Annotated in this window: 17 protein-coding genes; 12 read left to right on the forward strand and 5 right to left on the reverse strand. The window is 41.6% G+C overall.

Translation table 11 applies throughout. From position 1 onward, the window contains the following. Positions 1-160: 160 nt before the first annotated feature. Positions 161-1,075 carry a TIGR01777 family oxidoreductase gene (locus tag BTO28_RS04130; protein ID WP_076764280.1) on the reverse strand — a complete coding sequence of 305 codons (915 nt, stop codon included), beginning with the start codon at positions 1,073-1,075 and terminating at the stop codon, positions 161-163. Between the two features lie 85 nt (positions 1,076-1,160). On the opposite strand from BTO28_RS04130, the gene recX reads away from it, so the two are divergent. From recX to BTO28_RS04145, 3 genes are read left to right on the forward strand one after another with little or no spacing between them, the layout of a single operon-like run. Then, positions 1,161-1,952, forward strand: coding sequence for a recombination regulator RecX (gene recX, locus BTO28_RS04135; RefSeq protein ID WP_076764281.1), 792 nt, complete (start codon positions 1,161-1,163; stop codon positions 1,950-1,952). Between the two features lie 33 nt (positions 1,953-1,985). After that, on the forward strand, positions 1,986-2,303 hold the full coding sequence (locus BTO28_RS04140; protein ID WP_076764282.1) for a YfhH family protein: 318 nt from the start codon (positions 1,986-1,988) through the stop codon (positions 2,301-2,303). Positions 2,304-2,317: 14 nt separating this feature from the next. Continuing rightward, positions 2,318-2,587 carry a YfhJ family protein gene (locus BTO28_RS04145; RefSeq protein ID WP_076764283.1) on the forward strand — a complete coding sequence of 90 codons (270 nt, stop codon included), beginning with the start codon at positions 2,318-2,320 and terminating at the stop codon, positions 2,585-2,587. Here the strand turns inward: BTO28_RS04145 and BTO28_RS04150 are convergent. After that, positions 2,584-3,573: a metal-dependent hydrolase gene (locus tag BTO28_RS04150; protein WP_076764284.1), complete on the reverse strand. Its 990-nt coding sequence runs from the start codon at positions 3,571-3,573 to the stop codon at positions 2,584-2,586. The genes BTO28_RS04145 and BTO28_RS04150 overlap by 4 nt on opposite strands. A gap of 118 nt (positions 3,574-3,691) precedes the next feature. Between BTO28_RS04150 and mutY the strand changes: the two genes are divergently transcribed. From mutY to BTO28_RS04175, 5 genes are all read left to right on the forward strand, one after another. Continuing rightward, complete coding sequence (gene mutY / locus BTO28_RS04155; RefSeq protein WP_083711297.1) at positions 3,692-4,756, forward strand: A/G-specific adenine glycosylase; 1,065 nt, start codon at positions 3,692-3,694, stop codon at positions 4,754-4,756. After that, positions 4,753-5,496, forward strand: a complete 744-nt coding sequence (gene fabL, locus BTO28_RS04160; RefSeq protein ID WP_076764285.1) for an enoyl-[acyl-carrier-protein] reductase FabL — start codon at positions 4,753-4,755, stop codon at positions 5,494-5,496. Before mutY ends, fabL begins: the two co-directional genes overlap by 4 nt. Before the next feature lie 61 nt (positions 5,497-5,557). After that, entirely contained in the window at positions 5,558-6,082 is a 525-nt protein-coding gene (locus tag BTO28_RS04165) for a gamma-type small acid-soluble spore protein (protein WP_233129820.1), read from the forward strand. 149 nt (positions 6,083-6,231) lie between these two features. Next, positions 6,232-6,762: a nucleoside tri-diphosphate phosphatase gene (ntdP, locus tag BTO28_RS04170; RefSeq protein WP_076764286.1), complete on the forward strand. Its 531-nt coding sequence runs from the start codon at positions 6,232-6,234 to the stop codon at positions 6,760-6,762. 55 nt (positions 6,763-6,817) lie between these two features. Continuing rightward, positions 6,818-8,566 carry an ABC transporter ATP-binding protein gene (locus tag BTO28_RS04175; RefSeq protein WP_076764287.1) on the forward strand — a complete coding sequence of 583 codons (1,749 nt, stop codon included), beginning with the start codon at positions 6,818-6,820 and terminating at the stop codon, positions 8,564-8,566. Positions 8,567-8,594: 28 nt separating this feature from the next. Here BTO28_RS04175 and BTO28_RS04180 read toward each other — a convergent pair whose 3' ends face one another. Both BTO28_RS04180 and BTO28_RS04185 read right to left on the reverse strand, forming a co-directional pair. Next, positions 8,595-9,671 (reverse strand): FUSC family protein, encoded by a 1,077-nt coding sequence (locus BTO28_RS04180; RefSeq protein WP_076764288.1) that lies wholly within the window; start codon positions 9,669-9,671, stop codon positions 8,595-8,597. 156 nt (positions 9,672-9,827) lie between these two features. Further along, positions 9,828-11,117 carry a glutamate-1-semialdehyde 2,1-aminomutase gene (locus tag BTO28_RS04185; protein WP_076764289.1) on the reverse strand — a complete coding sequence of 430 codons (1,290 nt, stop codon included), beginning with the start codon at positions 11,115-11,117 and terminating at the stop codon, positions 9,828-9,830. A 181-nt stretch (positions 11,118-11,298) separates the two neighbouring features. On the opposite strand from BTO28_RS04185, the gene bcp reads away from it, so the two are divergent. The 3 genes from bcp (at position 11,299) to perR (ending at position 13,309) form a co-directional block, all read left to right on the forward strand. Continuing rightward, entirely contained in the window at positions 11,299-11,766 is a 468-nt protein-coding gene (bcp, locus tag BTO28_RS04190) for a thioredoxin-dependent thiol peroxidase (RefSeq protein ID WP_076764290.1), read from the forward strand. Between the two features lie 13 nt (positions 11,767-11,779). Then, entirely contained in the window at positions 11,780-12,727 is a 948-nt protein-coding gene (locus tag BTO28_RS04195) for a D-2-hydroxyacid dehydrogenase (protein ID WP_076764291.1), read from the forward strand. A 123-nt stretch (positions 12,728-12,850) separates the two neighbouring features. After that, entirely contained in the window at positions 12,851-13,309 is a 459-nt protein-coding gene (gene perR / locus BTO28_RS04200) for a peroxide-responsive transcriptional repressor PerR (protein WP_076764292.1), read from the forward strand. 36 nt (positions 13,310-13,345) lie between these two features. Here perR and BTO28_RS04205 read toward each other — a convergent pair whose 3' ends face one another. Beyond that, a complete protein-coding gene (locus tag BTO28_RS04205) occupies positions 13,346-13,714 on the reverse strand; it encodes a YgzB family protein (protein WP_076764293.1) in 369 nt (122 codons plus the stop codon). A gap of 119 nt (positions 13,715-13,833) precedes the next feature. Between BTO28_RS04205 and BTO28_RS04210 the strand changes: the two genes are divergently transcribed. Next, on the forward strand, positions 13,834-14,709 hold the full coding sequence (locus BTO28_RS04210; protein ID WP_076764294.1) for a nucleotidyltransferase-like protein: 876 nt from the start codon (positions 13,834-13,836) through the stop codon (positions 14,707-14,709). Positions 14,710-14,929 lie beyond the last annotated feature (220 nt).

Raw genomic sequence — 14,929 nt, forward strand, 5'->3', positions numbered from 1 at the left:
TGAATGTTTTTTGCATCTGTTCACAAAACCCACAAGAAGGATGCGTGAGGTTATACACAGAAATAAGACATTTTTTACATACTTTATACATAAAAAACTGTTTCAAAACATGTTATAACAGCTTTTGAAACAGTTTTTTTTGCTAGATAAATCGCGCATTTTACAATGGTTTGTTGTATAAATTGTCAAGCGCTCGGCGGACTAGTGGAAAATGAAATTGAAAACCAGACTGCAGCAATTTCTCTGGCAAAACACGCTGTCCATCCAGAATAAGTGTGCTCATTTCCCCAAGCGCTGCTTTTAATACCGGTTCCGGGACATAAAGCCAGTGCGGACGACCGAGCACATTGGCAAGAGTTTTACCAAGATCATCCATACGGACCGGGTTTGGGGCCGTCAAATTAAGGGGACCTTCAACCGTTTTATTTTCAGCCGCAAAGCGGATCGCCCTAGCAGCATCATTTACATGGATCCATGACATCCATTGACTTCCCGACCCGGTTTTTCCTCCAGCAAACAGCTTATATGGCGTAGCTATGCGGGGTAGTGCGCCGTCTTCTGAACAAAGAATAATACCAAAGCGAGTCAAAACGGTACGTATACCCGCCTTATCCGCTTGAATTGCTTCCTCTTCCCAACTGTTCACCGTTTGTGAAAGAAAACCTTGGCCTGCTTCGATTGAACTTTCCGTGAACGTTTCCGTAAGCGAATTTGGATAAATTCCGATTGCGCTCGCATTAATGAGTACGGAAGGTTTTTCAGGCAAAGCCTTCATAATACGGATTAGCTCTCTTGTTGCAGAAATACGGCTGTCAACTATTCGTTTTTTCCTCTCGTCTGTCCAACGTCCGCTGTTAAGTGGTTCACCGGCAAGGTTTATAAAAACATCAACCCCGTGCAAATGATCTTCAGGGTTCGCCCTTTCATTGAGCCAGTTTACATAACGAATAGAGTCTGATTCTTTCTTATTCGTTATATTTCGGGTTAAAATAGTAACATCATATCCATGCTGGACGAGTTCTTCGGTTACTTTTTGTCCTACAAATCCGGTACCGCCTGCTATGGCTGCTTTCATCGAATAGTCCTCCTGTTTTTATGTCGTTATTATTATTTTACCTTTTAAGCTTATATCAAACTAAACGGATATGGGAGGAATGTAAGTGCCTGTTATCACAAAAATATCTGTACAGCAAAAACAGACAGACCGTTATAATATAGAAGTGGATGGGAACTATGCTTTCAGCGTGGATGAATCGGTATTAATTGAGTTTCATCTTAAAAAAGGGCGGGAGATTTCGAAAGCAGAAACAGAAGAAATTCAAATACGCGACGGTGTTCGAAAAGGGTTGAATACGGCTATTCAATACTTGTCAATCCGAATGCGTTCGGAAAAAGAAGTGCTCGATTATTTAAAGAAAAAAGAAGTAGATGAAGCATCGCGTCAGGAAATTTTAACACGCCTTCGTGAAATGAGTTATCTAAATGATGAACAATTTGCGGATGCTTTTATCAAAACGCAAATACAGACAACGGAAAAAGGACCGTTTATTATTTTTCGTGAATTAAAAGAAAAAGGCATCGATGAAGAAATAGCATCTACACTTTTGGAGCAATTTTCAGAAGAACAGCAAATGGAAAAAGCAGCAGCGCTTTTTGAAAAGCAGTTAAAAAAGCACAAACGGGATTCGGCTTTTTTGCGGCAAAAGAAAGCAGAAGAATATGTGATGAACAAAGGATATTCGTCTTCGATTTTGAAAAAAGCGGCGGTCTTGGAGCCACCGGACGCTGAGGAGGAACTAAATGCACTTATGCATCAGGCGGAAAAAGCTCATCGCCGCTATAAATCATATGAGAAAGGCGAATACAGGCAGAAAATGAAAATGGCATTGTACCGGAAAGGATTTGATCTGTCAGAAATTGATAAAGCGATTGAAAAACTGCAGGAAGAATAATGTTATATGCTTTCTAAAGGGGGAGTTATTTATATGGAAAATGAAAAACGATATAGTGACATGACGGAAATTGAATTAAAGCAGGAAATTGCCCGCTTGAGAGAAAAAGCGCGTAAAGCAGAGCAGCTTGGCATTGTAAATGAATTTGCTGTTTATGATCGGCGCGTGACGATGGCGCAGGCATACTTATTGAATCCGGAAGATTTTAAGCCGGGGAAATTATATGAACTAACAACCGATCCAGGGCAATATTTTAAAGTCGAATACATGAATGGTGTATTTGCATGGGGGTACCGTATAAATGGTGACGGTCAAGAGGAAGGCATTCCAATTTCGTTATTAAATAAATAAAGGAGTGACTCATAATGGAAGAAACGTTTCAGAAGCTGACAGAACGGCTGCTTGCGACAAACAGCCACCTGTCAGTTGCCCGTGCGCGTACATGGGTTGAACTTCTCTGGGAAGACTTTGAAACGACATATGCGAAAGCGGGCTATGAATATAAAGGAAAAGAAGCGACTGAAAAAATTGTCGCAAAATGGATCGATCAATATGGTCGTCATCTTCATGAATTTGCTGCACGCAACAAGAAATATAAGCATTTGCTTGACGATTCAGATGACGTGACACACTAATTTTGATCGCCCGGAAGGAATGTAAGCTTTTTTCGAAGTTTTTCTTCACTGAAAATCCATCCGGTGTACGAACCGACGATGTTATAATCCAGATCGAGCTGGACAACGGCAACGAAAGGATAATACCCGTTATTTCGGTACCTAAGGTCGATAAATTTCACTTCATAACAATCATTATATTCAGCGACTTCCCAGCGATAAACGGGTGAAAAGTGAAGAAATGCATCGAGATTCACGTCTTTTTTTGCCGCTTCAAACAATTCCGATTCCGGTATGGGCACACGTTTATATTTATCAAGAATGGTCACAGATCGGCGGTAGCCGCGCGCCACGTAAAAATGATCTGGAGATTTCACGGCAATCCGCCACTGATTAAAGCGGATTGTCGGTGCAATAATAATTTCTTCCGCATCGGGAATGAGCCGGCGTACCGCATTTCGGATAGCGCCCTGCATTTGGAAGCGGAGAATATAATAGCCGATTAAAATTACGTAAATAACGATAAACGTATGACCGGGGTGAAGACCTAATGCCCATAATAGCAGTCCAATGACATGGATTGAAAAAATAAATGTGTCGAATGTGTTAATGACTCCGAGCGCAATCCACCGAGATGAAAAAGGCCTGAATGCTTGCGTGCCATATGCATTAAAAATGTCTACAAATACGTGCATGAATACCGCTATTTGCGACCAAAGCCATAAATGAAGGAAATTGCTTTCAGGAAAAATGATAAACAGTAAACTGGAAATCAAAAGCGGCCAGAGCACAACAGCTGGTACAGAGTGTGTCGCACCGCGGTGATTTCGAATATAAACCGCATTATTGCGGAGTTTTAACACTGTATCGATATCAGGGGCCTGCGAGCCGATCACCGCTGCTGTCATGACGGCATACTTTGTTGCAGGATCGGATGCGACAACGGGATCGAGTGTGGCGAGCCCGCCGAGCGCAAACCCCATGACGATATGAGTACCGGTATCCAAAAGGACAGCCTCCTTTACGAAAAACAGTATATAAACGTTATTCCCGATTTTTAGTTAATTGTAACATTTCGAAAAGAGAGGTTCATTGAATTTGTCAGAAAAAAGCAAACTGCAAAAAATGAATATTACAAAATTTCAACACGATCTTGTCAGCTGGTATGAAATAGAAAAGCGTGACCTTCCATGGAGGAGAGAACGCGACCCGTATAAAATCTGGGTATCAGAAATTATGTTGCAGCAGACGCGGGTTGACACGGTCATTCCCTTTTTCAATCGGTTTATGGATCAGTTTCCAACAATTGATTCTCTCGCGAGTGCGGATGAGGAATCCGTTCTTAAAGCGTGGGAAGGACTCGGTTATTATTCCCGCATCCGTAATTTACAGTCTGCAGTTAAAGAAGTTGCAGAAAATTATGACGGGATTGTACCCGCGGACAAAAAAGAATTTTTATCATTAAAAGGGGTCGGGCCATACACAGGAGGCGCAGTTTTAAGCATCGCATACGGACTCCCGGAGCCGGCGGTAGATGGCAATGTAATGCGTGTCATCTCTAGATTATTATCGATTTGGGATGATATTGCAAAGCCGTCGTCACGTAAAATCTTTGAATATACAGTAGGTGAACTAATGTATAAAGAGGATCCGTCCTCTTTTAACCAGGCGTTAATGGAACTTGGCGCAATAATATGTACGCCAACATCCCCGTCTTGTCTTCTTTGCCCGGTTCAAAATCATTGTATGGCATTTGAAGAAGGTGTTCAGCGGGAATTGCCTGTCAAAACGAAAAAGAAATCAGACAAAAAGGTTTCTATTGGCGCAGTTGTACTTTCAACAAACGATGGCCGTGTATTGATCGAGAAACGGCCGCAATCGGGTCTGCTTGCGAATTTATGGCAGTTTCCGAATGTGGAGATGCCTTCTGCGATGAACCCGCGTCATGTACTTGAATCACTTATTGAAAAAGAATACGGCATAAAAGCAAAGATCAATATGGATAAAGTAACAAACATAACGCATGCATTTTCCCATTTAACATGGGAAATTGATGTATACACAGGCGTTTTGGAAAGCAATATTACGAAAGAACGTACCAAACTTGTTGAAAAAGAAGAAGTCGAGTCTTTCGCTTTTTCAGTGTCACATCAAAAAATATGGAAACATGTGAAGGGATTGGACCAATGAAAACAGCATTAGTAACAGGATCAAGCCGCGGCGTCGGTAAAGCGATTGCCATTGCATTGGCTAAAGAGGGATATGATATTGTTGTTAACTATGCGCGCAGCAAAACGGCTGCAGAGGAAACGGCAAAAGAAATTGAGGCACTTGGACGCAAGGCACTTGTTGTAAAAGCAAATGTTGGTGATGTTGAGAAAATTAATGCGATGTTTGAAACAATCGATCAGACATTTGGCCGTCTCGATGTGTTCATAAACAATGCTGCATCTGGTGTACAGCGTCCGATTATGGAGCTTGAAGAAAAGCATTGGGACTGGACGATGGATATTAACAGCAAAGCGTTATTATTTTGTGCAAAAGAAGCGGCGAAATTAATGAAAAAAAATGGCGGAGGTTCAATTGTCAGCATTAGTTCACTCGGCGCGATCCGCTATTTGACAAATTATACTGCAGTAGGCGTCTCTAAAGCAGCAGTAGAATCGCTAACGCGTTATTTGTCAGTAGAACTGGCAAAGGAAAATATTGTGGTGAATGCAGTTTCCGGAGGTGCGATCGATACGGAGGCATTAAAACATTTTCCGAACCGCGCCGAAATTTTAGAGGACGCAAAACAAAACACTCCAGCCGGCCGCATAGTGGAAGTGGAGGATATTGTCCAAACCGTGTTATTTTTGGTCTCGCCGGGTGCATATATGATTCGCGGACAGACGATCATTGTGGATGGAGGACGTTCACTGCTGGTGTAAATTACAAGGATAAGAAGAAGCCTTTACGGTCAAGATATTTTCGTGGAGATCAAACTCCATAATGACAAAAAAACGTAGAGGTGAAAAAATGAACAACAACCGCAACAACACACCAGCCGGTACATTTGTTAACCAAGTTCGCAGACAAAACGCTGCTTCAAATCAGGCGCAGCGCAATTCACAGCCATCTACGCCAGAGCAGCAATACGCTTATGAATTCGCATCAGAAACAAATGCGCAGGAAGTACAACAGCAAAACCAAGCTTCACGCAATGCAATGAATAGTCAAGGTATGATGGGTCAAGCACAGAGCAACGCCAATTATTCAACTCCGGAGCAGCAATACGCTTATGAATTCGCATCAGAAACAAATGTGCAGGAAGTACAGCAGCAAAACCAAGCATCCCGCAATGCAATGAACAGTCAAGGCATGATGGGTCAAGCGCAGCGCAGCGCCCGTCCTTCAACTCCACAACAGCAATACGCTGAGGAGTTTGCTGCTGAAACAAATGTGCAGGAAGTACAACAGCAAAACCAAGCATCCCGCAATGCAAACCGTAACAGAAATTCATTTAGACAGCAATAAATTAAACAACAAATAAAGCCCTCGGCTCTGGCCGAGGGCTTCATTTGTTTTCATTTACGCCGTAAATCGTTATAATAAGACATGAAGGTTTCACCGTCCGTGTAAATGGATATAAAAAAGCACGCGACGCTAGAAAGTAGGGGAAAACGATGGCGATTCCTGCGGAAGGTGAATCGGTGCAGATTCACAGTTACAAACATAATGGACACATTCATCGGGTGTGGGAAGAAACAGTTGTCGTAAAAGCAACTGAAAATATTGTCATTGGCGGAAATGATCGGACGATCGTGACAGAATCAGACGGCCGTACATGGGTCACGCGTGAGCCTGCTATTTGTTATTTTCACACACGCAAATGGTTCAATGTAATCGGGATGCTTCGCGCAGACGGAATTCATTATTATTGCAACATTAGTTCACCATTCGTGTTTGACCAAGGTGCGCTCAAGTATATTGATTATGATCTTGACGTAAAGGTCTTTCCAGATATGACTTATATTTTACTTGATGAAGACGAGTACAGACAGCACAGTCGTGAAATGAATTATCCGGAAGTAATTGATAAAATTTTACGGCGAAATATGGATCATTTGCTGCTTTTGATTGAACAGCAAAAGGGTCCATTCGCGCCTGATTTTATTAACCGCTGGTACGGAAAGTATTTGCAAATGTGCCGCTGAACGCCTGTTGAGGATTCAACAGGTTTTTTCATTGTTTTACAAAGGGGGATGGATGATGAGCGTGATAAGAAGGTATATGCAATTTGTCAAGCCGTACAAGTGGCAGATTGCCGGTACTTTAGCAATTGGAATTGTTAAATTTGGCATCCCATTGCTGCTTCCAATCATCATAAAATATGTGATTGATGACATTATTGGAAGCGGGACCATGGCTGCAGCAGAGAAGAAAGAGCAGCTCTACTGGCTGATTGGCATGATGCTTATTCTCTTTGTTATTGTACGATATCCTGTTGAGTATTACCGGCAATACTTTGCTCAATGGACGGGCAGTAAAATTTTATACGATATTCGTGACCGTCTGTTTGCGCATATCCAGCAGCTCAGCTTTAAATATTACGCAAATACACGTGCAGGCGAGGTCATTTCACGTGTCATTAATGATGTAGAGCAGACGAAGAACTTTGTGATTACCGGCCTGATGAATGTCTGGCTTGATGCAGCGACCATTGTGATTGCAGCAGTAATCATGATGACAATGGATGTAAAATTAACGCTTGTTGCACTTGTTGTATTTCCATTCTATGCAATATCCGTTAAATATTTTTTCGGCAACTTGCGCAGATTGACCAGAGTCCGATCCCAGGCGCTGGCGGAAGTTCAGAGTCATTTACATGAACGAGTGCAGGGAATGCCGGTCATCAAAAGTTTTGCAATTGAACCGGTCGAACAGAAGAGGTTTCAAACACATAATCAGAACTTCTTGCAAAAAGCGCTTGACCAAACAGCGTGGAATGCAAAAGCTTTTGCTGTTGTGAATACGATTACAGACATTGCGCCTCTTCTTGTTATCGGTTATGCGGGCATACAGGTAATTGAAGGGAACTTAACGGTTGGGACAATGGCGGCTTTTATCGCGTATATTGACCGTCTTTATAATCCGCTGCGCCGACTTGTGAATTCATCGACAACACTCACACAGGCGATTGCTTCGATGGACCGCGTATTTGAACTCCTTGATGAGAAATACGATATTACAGATAAAAAAGACGCTGTAGAATGCCGTGATGTTGCAGGAGATATCGTCTTTGACCATGTTCATTTTCATTATGATATAGAAGATGCGCCGGTGTTAAAGGATGTCCATTTACATGTGAAGGCGGGTGAGACAGTGGCGCTTGTTGGAATGAGCGGTGGTGGAAAATCATCACTTGTCAGTCTTATTCCCCGTTTTTATGACGTGACAGGGGGACGCATATTGCTTGATGGGGTTGATATCCGTGATTTTGAAGTGCGCTCGCTCAGGGATAAAATTGGAATGGTGCTTCAGGATAATATTTTGTTCAGTGAGTCGGTCCGGGAAAATATCCTGCTGGGGCGGCCGGATGCGACAGAAGAAGAAGTGATTGCTGCAGCAAAAGCGGCAAATGCACACGATTTTATTATGGCTCTGCCAAACGGCTACGAGACAAAAGTGGGTGAACGGGGTGTCAAGCTTTCTGGCGGCCAAAAACAACGTGTTGCCATTGCGCGTGTATTTTTGAAAAATCCGCCGCTGCTTATTTTAGATGAGGCAACTTCTGCTCTTGATTTAGAGAGTGAACACCTCATTCAAGAGGCTGTCGAAATGCTTGCGAAAACCAGGACGACGTTTATCGTAGCGCATCGCTTGTCGACAATTACACACGCAGATCGAATTGTTTTGATCGAACATGGTGAAGTAATAGAAGACGGTACGCATGAAGAACTAATGAATAAACAGGGCGGCTACTGGAAATTGTTTCAGGTACAGCAGCTTGACCATTAAGAAAGCCATGCCGGTATTGGCATGGCTTTTATTCTTCTTCATATTCAGGCGCGGTATCATCTGTGTGATATTTGTAAAAGCTTGTCATTAAATGATCCAGATGCTCAAGCTTTTCACCGTATTCAAGGATCGATGAAACGATATGAAGCAAATGAATCGAAGACATTGGTTCTTCTTTATTTTCCTTATAAATTTCGTCTGTGAACATATTCATAAACTCATCCCGGTTCATGAATTTCTCAAATAAATCTTCAGATGTCTCCGTAGTTTTTGCTTTTCCGACAAACCGCAGCAGCAAATGTTCGTGATAACTGACGAGACAGTCGAGATGATCCTGCATGGTCCGCTGCAAATCAGGGTTTAAATGGCGCAGTTCATTTTCATATTGATTGAGCCTTTGTAAAATATCCATGCTGCGACGTGCCGTCAAAATCATTTTACGGTACAAAACGATTTTCCGCTTTTTTGCCCGGAGATTTTTTTTGAAAGGCGTCCGGTCTTCTTTATATAGTAAATACATTTGATCAATTTTTATCAGTTTTTCACGCTGCTTCACCATATCCTTTTTTAACAAATGGGATTCAGAAGCATTGCGTGAGGTAATACGGATCCACTTTAAAATTTCTTCCGTTACTTGGTTGATGGAAAAGAACAATTTTGTTTCATATTTTGGCGGTAAAAAGATAAGGTTGACAAAAAATGCTGACGCAACGCCAATCGTAATATTGAACATCCGGATCATCGAATATTGCAAAAACTGATCATTTTGTACTTCCATTACCGCAATGATGGTGACAAGAGCCAGGCTGATAGACTTTTCAAGATTGAATTTCAGCAAAACAATAATGGCAATAATTGCAGCTAAGCCAACAATAATAATATGATTTCCGAATACTAGCACAAACAATATCGCAATAAATGCACCAATCACGTTTGCCTGAATTTGCTCGATAACTGTTAAATAGGATCGGTAAATATTCGGCTGTATAGCGAAAACAGCTGCAATCCCGGCAAAAACCGGTGATGGCAATGCAAGTAACTCCGCGATGTAAAGCGCTAAAACGATGGCAATTCCCGTTTTAAATATGCGGGCACCAAGCTTCATTTTATAAAAGGTTCCTTTCCGAAGATACTGTATTTACGTAAGTTTACCGCAAATAACTGCGAATCAAACAAACTGTACTATACAACGGATGTGCATGGAAATCAAGTGGATGTTAAAAAACAGATGACCAAGGTCATCTGTCTTCATTCATTTTTATTATGTTAAAGCTGCAAATGCCTCTTCCGCTATTAGAATGGTCTTTTGAATGTCATCTTCTGTATGAGCAGTCGTTAAAAACCAGGCTTCATATTTAGATGGTGCAAGATTTACTCCCCGGTGGAGCATTTCTTTAAAGAACCGGGCGAACACTTCACCATTAGTTGCTTCTGCCTGATCGTAGTTTTCTACTTTTTGGTCGGTGAAGTATAAAGTGAGTGCTCCTTTTAAACGATTAATTGTCACAGTCACGCCTGCTTTGTTCGCCGCATTTAGCAAACCATTTTCTAGCATTGCTCCGAGCCGATCGAGTTCTTCGTAAACGCCTTCTTGCTCAATCACTTCCAAACAGGCAATACCGGCAAGCATGGATGCAGGGTTTCCAGCCATTGTGCCGGCCTGGTAAGCAGGTCCTAAAGGTGCGACTTCTTCCATGATATCGGCTCTGCCTCCATATGCCCCAATAGGCAATCCACCGCCGATAATTTTTCCGAGTGCCGTTAAATCTGGTGTAATCCCAAGTAAATCCTGCGCACCGCCGTACATAAAACGGAACGCGGATATCACTTCATCGAAAATTAAAAGAGCTCCTGCTTCATGAGTCAGACGTTTCACTTCTTCTAAAAATCCTTTTTTAGGCTCAACAATCCCGAAGTTGCCGACAATTGGCTCGATCATAACAGCTGCTACATTTTCACCCCATTTTTCAAGGGCTTCTTTTAATGGCTCGGTTTCATTAAATGGAACCGTAATGACTTCCTGCGCAATACTTTTTGGTACGCCGGCAGAGTCCGGTGTCCCAAGTGTTGACGGTCCGCTTCCAGCAGCGACGAGGACAAGATCAGAGTGTCCATGATAACAGCCGGCGAATTTAATGATTTTATCCCGTTTTGTATACGCCCGCGCCACACGAATGGTCGTCATGACTGCTTCGGTGCCGCTATTCACAAAACGCACTTTATCAAGCGCAGGTATTGCTTGTTTTAATTTCTTTGCAAAGGTTACTTCGTGCTGGGTTGGTGTACCGAATAGAACGCCATTTTGAGCCGCTCGCGTAATCGCCTTTGTAATATGAGGATGCGCGTGTCCGGTAATGATTGGACCGTACGCAGCAAGATAGTCGATATATTTATTGCCGTCGACATCGTAAAAATAAGCTCCATCTCCACGCTCCATTGCTACTGGAGACCCTCCGCCGACTGCTTTGTATGAGCGGGACGGGCTGTTCACACCGCCGACTATATGTTGAAGTGCTTCTTCATGTAAAATTTCGGATTTAGCATAATTCATTGCATTAAGTCCTCCTGATTCAATCATCTTATTTTATTGTAGACTTCATTTAAAAAGGAATCAACAAAGGACCAAATAGGTTCGGCTAAACGGAAAGGTTTGTGTCTCATGTCCTTTGGGATCGAAGTTGCCAATTTTCATTGGATTCGCTACGATTATAAGAAAAAAAGGGGGAATCAAGATGGAAGAATTAACAGGACAGGCGGCACCGGTATTTACATTGCCGGACCAGAACGGTGAAATGGTGAACATTGCGGACTATAAAGGGAAAAATGTAGTGCTTTATTTTTACCCGAAAGATATGACACCGGGCTGTACGACAGAAGCTTGCGACTTCCGCGATCAGTACAGCGAGTTTTCGAAATTCGATACAGTAATCCTTGGCATCAGTCCTGACCCGGCATCTCGCCATCAAAAGTTTATTGAAAAGCATGAACTGCCGTTTACACTTTTGGCAGATGAAGAGCATATGGCCGCAGAGTTGTACGGCGTATGGACATTGAAGAAAAACTTTGGAAAAGAATACATGGGAATTGAACGATCGACGTTTTTAATTAATAAAGAGGGAATGATCGCGAAGGAGTGGCGGAAGGTAAAAGTAAAAGGCCACGTAGAGGAAACGTTAGAGGCAGTGAAGGAATTGGGCTAAGGGGGATTGACAGATGAATATTGTGTTTTCATTCCGTCCACCGCGCGACATTCAAACGGATTTACAACAGAAATTTCAAAAGGATACATTTTTCTTCTTTAAGAATATTGAAGAAGCAGACACAGTTCTTCAACAAACCGAAATACTCGTAACTTTTGGAAGTGATGTAACGGAAGACATTATTAAAAAGTGTCCTTCCTTAAAATGGATTATGGCGGCATCTGCAGGTATTGAAGACATGGCGCTCAAAGCGATTGAAGAGCGGGATATCTTGCTGACGAATGCACGCGGTATTCACAAAATACCGATGGCTGAATTTACTCTGGGCTTTATGCTCAATCATGTCAAACGTTTTCCTGAACTTGCTGTTCTTGAAAAAACAGAAACATGGAACAAGCAGCTTCCACTGCAGGAATTGTCGGGAAAAGAAGTTGTTATATTAGGGACAGGAGCAATTGGCCAGGAGATTGCCCGACTATGCAAGGCATTTCGGATGGCGACAGTCGGCGTCAATCGAAATGGCCGCCCAGCCCAGCAGTTTGACCGTATATTCCAGATGAATGATCTTGAAGAAGCAGTACAGGGAGCGGATTTTGTCATTGCGGTACTACCTAGCACACCAGAAACGGTTAACGCTTTGAGGTATGAGCATTTTGAAGCAATGAAACCAACTGCTGCATTTATTAATATTGGACGCGGTGACATTGTGTCGGAGCAGGTGCTGTTATCTGCAATCAATGATGAAGAAATTGCTCACGCATACTTGGATGTTTTTGCAGTTGAGCCGCTGCCAGAAGGTCATCCATTTTGGAGACATGAAAACATTACTGTTACGCCGCATATTTCGAGTATTACGAAAGCCTATGTACCACGGGCAATGGAGATTTTTGAACATAATTTAATTTGTTTTAAAGAGGGCGGCGAGTATCAAAACGTCATTGATATTAAAAAAGGATATTAAATGAGAGCCGGTGGAAAGCCGGTTTTTCTTTTTTATATTGACAAAATTGTGTTTTTGTTAGTACACTGTTTATAAAGATTATAAAGTAATAATCCTTTTCAGGAAGAAAAGAGGTGCATGGTGATGTCTCATACACATGTCCATGAATCACATGATCAGCTGAAAGACGCGCTTGATACGTTGAAACAGACAGGCGTACGCATTACACCTCAGCGCCATGCGATTCTAGAATTTCTTGTTCAGTCAATGACTCATCCGACTGCTGATGACATTTATAAAGCACTTGAAGGGAAATTTCCTAATATGAGTGTGGCGACTGTATATAACAATCTACGTGTGTTCCGTGAAGTTGGTCTTGTAAAAGAATTGACATACGGTGATACATCAAGCCGTTTTGATTTTGTAACGACAGAACATTATCATGTCATTTGCGAATCTTGCGGCAAAATTGTTGATTTCCATTACCCAGGTCTCGATGAAGTGGAACAGCTGGCTGCTCATGTAACTGGCTTTAAAATAAGTCACCACCGGATGGAAGTATACGGTACATGCCAGAACTGCAGCCATAAAGATTTGCATTAAAAAACCTCCAGTCCCGTTATTGGGATGGAGGTTTTTTTATACGTTTTGCCGGTCGATATTCTTTTTTTGATTGTATTTTTCGTCGAACTCTTTCCCTTCAAGCGTGCGGTCAAGTGTTAAAGGCTCCCTGCAATGCATGCACATATCTACCCGGCCGAGGATCTTAGTAGGCTTTTCGCAGTTTGGGCAAACAACCTGCACCGCTTTTGTCGACAGCATTCCGATCCAAAAATACACAACTGTGCTAGCAATAATACATAGTAGACCGAGAAGCATAAAAATCGTCATTACGAGAAAATTTTCACGGAAGAAAATCCCGCCATACATGACGACAAATCCAATAAAAATAAGACTTAAAGCAAATGTACGGATTTTATTAATTTTGCTTGAATACTTTTTTGCCATCGTTTCAACCTCCTTTCAACACTATATCATATTTTCCCATTTGTCTTACGGCAGGAATTCGACAATTTTTGTAGAAACGTAATAGAACGAACTTTTAATTTGTCTGGAGGAATAAAAAAGTGGAAGATCTTTTTCGCCCTTTGTACCAAGAAAGGACAAGCCAGCTGAATACACTTGGCGTATTAGTTGTTGAAAAAAATGAACAAAACAAAGCTTTTACTGAAAACTTTGATTCTATTTTACTTATTATAGTAAAGGAAGTTGAAGGTGCTGTATTTACAAAGCATTATGTTGACCAAAACAATGAAACAGCTTCTATGTATATTGTGGCAGATCAGCAATTAAAAGAATGGCTTCTGCTTGGAACGAACCGGAAAGTAATTGAATGGCTGTATCATGGCCGCATCATATTTGATCGTAATGAGTTTGTTCATAATTTAAAAACAGAAATAAGAGAGTTTCCGTTTTATGGGCGAAAAATCAAAATGACGATTGAATTTGCCAAACTTATCAAACGCTACGCTGATGGAAAAGCTTTTTTTAACGACGCTCACTATCTTGATGCTTACAATCACGTCCTTCATTCACTTCATCACCTTGCGAGATTGGCTATAATCGAAAATGGCTACTATCCGGAATTAACGGTATGGAATCAGGTCCGTCACATTGAACCAGAAATTTATAAGTTATATGAAGAACTGCTGACAAGTGACGAAGACCTGCAAAAAAGGCTGGAACTGCTTTTTTTAGCAAGTGATTTTTTAATACATTCACGTACGGAAAAAGGAGCCGGTCACTTATTGTTTCTTATGAAGCAAAAAGAGTGGTGGAGCATAAATGATCTGCTAAATCATGATGAAGTTGCACACTACGCTGTTGATCTCGTTACTTTAATCGAATATTTACTAGAACGGAAGCTAGTGAGGAGTGTATCTATCCAAACAAAAGGACACGGGATTTTCCATCGTTATTATCAGGTATGTAAAGAAATATAAATAATTTTAATAAAATGTTGACCTTTTATATTTAGGATGCTATATTAATAAGCGTCGCTGTTGAGAACATATGAACAGCTAAAAGAAATTTCAAATAATCCTTGACGAATTTGATTCATCTTGGTATTATGTAAAAGTCGCTGTTTTAAGTTTTTGAGCAACGGCGCTAAAGTGAGAATTGAACATTGAAAACTGAACAAAATCAATAAAAACGTCAACG

Origin of the sequence: Domibacillus epiphyticus (assembly GCF_001975785.1) — a bacterium.
GTDB lineage: Bacteria > Bacillota > Bacilli > Bacillales > Domibacillaceae > Domibacillus > Domibacillus epiphyticus.